4 protein-coding genes and 1 pseudogene are annotated in these 4,245 nt (G+C 70.0%); 4 read left to right on the top strand and 1 reads right to left on the bottom strand.

Annotated elements, in window-relative coordinates; translation table 11 throughout:
- Positions 1–272 precede the first annotated feature (272 nt).
- Positions 273–1,349 carry an NAD(P)H-dependent flavin oxidoreductase gene (locus HUU96_RS12190; RefSeq protein ID WP_174293051.1) on the top strand — a complete coding sequence of 359 codons (1,077 nt, stop codon included), beginning with the start codon at positions 273–275 and terminating at the stop codon, positions 1,347–1,349.
- Here the strand turns inward: HUU96_RS12190 and HUU96_RS12195 are convergent.
- On the bottom strand, positions 1,323–1,904 hold the full coding sequence (locus tag HUU96_RS12195; RefSeq protein WP_174293048.1) for a TetR/AcrR family transcriptional regulator: 582 nt from the start codon (positions 1,902–1,904) through the stop codon (positions 1,323–1,325). The two genes, HUU96_RS12190 and HUU96_RS12195, sit on opposite strands and share 27 nt — an antisense overlap.
- A 107-nt stretch (positions 1,905–2,011) precedes the next feature.
- On the opposite strand from HUU96_RS12195, the gene HUU96_RS12200 reads away from it, so the two are divergent.
- The 3 genes and pseudogenes from HUU96_RS12200 to HUU96_RS12210 all read left to right on the top strand — a co-directional run.
- A complete protein-coding gene (locus tag HUU96_RS12200) occupies positions 2,012–2,632 on the top strand; it encodes an NAD(P)-dependent oxidoreductase (RefSeq protein WP_174293049.1) in 621 nt (206 codons plus the stop codon).
- 3 nt (positions 2,633–2,635) lie between these two features.
- Entirely contained in the window at positions 2,636–3,838 is a 1,203-nt protein-coding gene (locus HUU96_RS12205) for an MFS transporter (protein WP_174293050.1), read from the top strand.
- Positions 3,839–3,861: 23 nt separating this feature from the next.
- A pseudogene (locus HUU96_RS12210) lies at positions 3,862–4,245 on the top strand (DsbA family protein); the annotation flags it as partial.

Below are 4,245 nucleotides of genomic sequence, written 5' to 3' on the forward strand. Positions count from 1 at the left end.
AGGTCGCTCATCTACGGTCTCCTCACGGAGCCTGAATCAGATCGCGACGCTCACATCAATGGGTCCTGACCCTAGGGAAAAGACGATCCTGTGAGACGACACAACATCGAAGCGGACCGTACAAACGTCTGATACGGATAGCGGCAAAGGCGCTGCGAGCAGCTAAGATGGTTGTGGGGCCCGCGGTTAATTGATCCACGTCGTCGTTTACAGCGATAATCACAGGCTTTTTGGCGGCCGACCATGTAGTCGTTAGGTTCGCAGAGGTGCCGATGTCCTTCCTCAATCGCCTAAACCTGTTGCTTCCCCTGATTCAGGCACCGATGGCAGGCGTGTCGATACCCGCACTGGCGGCGGCGGTCTCGGATGAAGGCGCGCTGGGTTCGGTCGGGGTTGGCGCGACCGATGCCGCTGGTGCCCGCGCGATGATCGCGGAGGTGAGGGCGCGCACCGATCGCGCCTTCAACGTCAACCTGTTCGTGCATGGCGGCGCGGTGGCCGACCCTGCGCGGGAGGCCGCGTGGCTGCGTTGGCTGGTACCGGTGTTCGCCGAGTTCGGCGCGGAGCCGCCGTCGGCGCTGCGGACGATCTACAAGAGCTTCGCCGACGACGCCGACATGCTGGCGATGCTGCTGGAGGTCGCGCCGCCCGTCGTCAGCTTCCATTTCGGCCTGCCGTCGGCCGACGCGATCGCGGCGTTGCGCGATCGCGGCATCATGTTGCTCGCCACCGCGACCAGCGTGGCGGAAGCGCGGGCGGTGGAGGCGGCGGGGATCGAGGCGGTGGTCGCGCAGGGGATCGAGGCCGGCGGGCATCGCGGCGTGTTCGATCCCGCCGCGCCCGACGATGCGCTCGGCACGGTCGCGCTGACGCGGCTGCTGGTGCGCGAGACCGGCCTGCCGGTAATCGCGGCGGGCGGGATCATGGACGGCGCGGGAATCGCGGCGATGCTCGCGCTAGGCGCGCTCGCGGCGCAACTCGGCACCGCGTTCATCGCCTGCCCCGAGTCCGGCGCGGACGATGCCTATCGTGCGGCACTGACCGGGCCGGGCGCGTATCACACGACTCTGACCAAGCTGATCTCCGGCCGCCCGGCGCGCGCGCTCGCCAACCGGTTCACCGCATTGATGCAAAGCCTAGGCGACCACCTGCCGCCCGATTACCCGATCGCCTACGACGCCGGCAAGGCGCTCCACGCCGCCGCCAAGGCAAAGGGCGAGCACGGTTTCGGCGCGCAATGGGCGGGGCAGGGCGCGCCGCTCGCGCGCGCGATGCCGGCGGCGCGGCTGGTCGAGCTGTTGCGGGCGGAACTGGAGGAGAGCTCAGGCCGCGGCACCGACGGCTCGTAGCAGCACCGCCGCCGCGCGCTTGGCGGCGGTCTTCGGGTGCGCGACGCCGCCCAGATATCCTTCCGTGGCCATGCCATCGAGCAGGATGACGATCTGGTCGGCGAGGTCGGCGCGATCGGGGCGGCGTTGGTCGAGCAGGCCGAGCACATGCTCGCGCAGCGCGCGCTTGTAGGAGCGGACCAGCGCATGGATCGGCCCCGCCGGCTCGGCGGGCTGGAGGCTGGCGTGGATGAACGGGCAGCCGCGCGGGTCGGCCTGCCTGCCCGCGCCGCTCAGCTGGTCGAACAGCTCAAGGATGCGGGTCTCCTCCGACTGTCCCGCCGTCGCCATGTCGCGCAGGTCATGCAGCGTCGCCTGCGTCATCTCCTCATAGACCGCCAGTGTCAGCGCCTCCTTGGACGCGAAGTTGTTGTAGAGCGTCATCTTGGCGACGCCGGCGGTGTCGGTCACGTCATTGATGCCGACGTTGGAGGCACCGCGCCGGGTGAACAGGTCACGCGCCGTTGCGATCAGCCGCTCGCGCCCGCTGCGCTTGTCGCCTTTTTCAGTTTGCATCGTTGGTCCGTCTTGACAGTTGTGTCGCAAGAACTAGATAGACCGGTATATACCGTACCGCAAGAGCTTTCCGCTCGTTTTTCCTCCAGTTCACAAGGATATGTATCATGAAAATCGCACTCATCGGCGCTACCGGGTTCGTCGGCAGCGGCCTCCTCGCCGAGGCGCTGGAGCGGGGTCACGACGTGACCGCTATCGTGCTCGATCCCAAGAACCTGCCCAGCCATGCCAATCTCTCGACCGCCGGAGCGGACGTGACCGACCAGGACGAGCTCGCCTCGGCGATCGCCGGCCATGACGCGGTGGTCAGCGCCTACAACCCGGGCCGCGACCAGGACGGCGAGGGCGTCGCCTCGATCATCGCGGCGGTCAAGCAGGCCGGCGGGCGGCTGGTGACGGTCGGCGGGGCCGGCACTCTGGAGGTCGCGCCCGGCCAGCGGCTGGTCGACCAGCCCGACTTCCCCGCCGAGTGGAAGGACGGCTCGCTCAAGACCGCTGCCTTCCTCGACCGGCTGCGCGGCGAGACCGAGCTGGACTGGACGTTCGTCTGCCCAGCGGCCTTCCTCGCCCCCGGCGAGCGCACCGGCCGGTACCGCGTCGGCGGCGACCAGCTGATGACCGAGCCCGACGGCCAGAGCCGCATCTCTATCCCGGACTATGCGGTCGCGCTGCTCGACGAGGTGGAGAGCGCCGCGCATCCGCGTCAGCGCATCTCGGTCGCGTACTGAGCCATGGCCGGCACCGCAGCTCCCGTCGCCGCGACCGAGCGGCGTGTCCGGTCGCCCGGGCTCGTTCATGCCGTGCTGGCGCTGGGCGGGTTCGCGATCGGCACCACCGAGTTCGCGACGATGAGCCTGCTGCCCGCGTTCAGCCGCGGCATGGGCGTCGACGCGCCGACCGGCGGCCACGTCATCAGCGCCTATGCGCTGGGCGTGGTGGTCGGCGCACCGCTGTTCGCGGTGGCGGGGGCGCGGCTCAGCCGGCGCACGCTGCTGGTGCTGCTGATGGGCTGGTTCGCGCTCGGCAACCTGGCGAGCGCCTTCGCGCCGACCTTCGGTGCGCTGCTGGCGCTGCGGTTCGCGACTGGGCTGCCGCATGGTGCTTACTTCGGCGTCGCCGCCTTAGTGGCGGCGGGGTTGGTGCGGCCCGAGCAACGCACGGTGGCGATCGGGCGGGTGATGACCGGTTTGACTGTCGCCACGATCGTCGGCGTGCCGGTCGCCAACCTGCTCGGCCAGTGGCTCGGCTGGCGCTGGGGGTTCGGCGTGGTGGCGGCGCTGGCCGCGCTCACCGTCGCGCTGGTGCTGGCCGTCGTTGCCGCCGATCGGCCTCACAAGGATGCGTCGCCATTGCGCGAACTTGGCGCACTGAAGCGAGCGCAGGTGTGGCTGACGCTCGGGATCGGCGCGGTCGGGTTCGGCGGCATGTTCTGCGTCTACACCTATCTCGCCTCCACCCTCAGCGCGGTTACTCATGCGCCGGGCTATGCGGTGCCGATCGTGCTGGCGGTGTTCGGGGTCGGCATGACGCTCGGCAACATCGTCGTGCCGCGGTTCGCCGATCGCGCGCTGATGCCGGTGGCGGGTGGGTTGCTCGCGTTCAGCGCGGCCGCGCTGGCGATCTATCCGTTCGCGGCGGGGCACCTCTGGTCGATCACGCCGGCGGTGCTGGCGATCGGCATCGGCGGCGCGCTCGGCTCCGTGCTGCAGACCCGGCTGATGGACGTGGCGGGCGACGCGCAGGCGCTGGCGGCGGCGCTCAACCACTCCGCGTTCAACACCGCCAACGCGCTCGGCCCCTGGCTCGGCGGCCTCGCCATCGTCGCCGGCTATGGCTGGACCTCGACCGGCTTCGTCGGCTGCGGCCTCGCGCTCGGCGGCCTCGCCATCTGGGCGCTTGCGCTGCTCGTGCAGCGGCGACGCCCACTCCACTGATCGTCTCCTGAAAGGATCATCCCATGCGCTCCCTCACCTACCTCTACGACCCGCTCTGCGGCTGGTGCTACGCCGCCGCGCCCGGCGTCGCCCGGTTGCGCGACGCCGGCATCCCGCTCCGCCTCCTGCCGACCGGTCTGTTCTCCGATCCCGGCCGGGTGATGACGCCCGAGTTCGCCGGCTACGCCTGGACTAACGACCAGCGCATCGCCGCGATGACCGGCCAGGTGTTCACCGACGCCTATCGCCGCCAGGTGCTGGGAGCGACGGGCACCGCGTTCGACTCGACGAACGCCGTCCTCGCCATCACCGCCGTTGCGGTCGACCAGCCCGGCCGCGAGGCGAAGGCGCTGAAAGCCGTGCAGGAAGCGCGCTACGTCGCCGGCCGCGACATCACCGACCCCGCC

It is taken from the genome of Sphingomonas bacterium (assembly GCF_903644135.1).
Taxonomy (GTDB): Bacteria; Pseudomonadota; Alphaproteobacteria; order Sphingomonadales; family Sphingomonadaceae; genus Sphingomonas.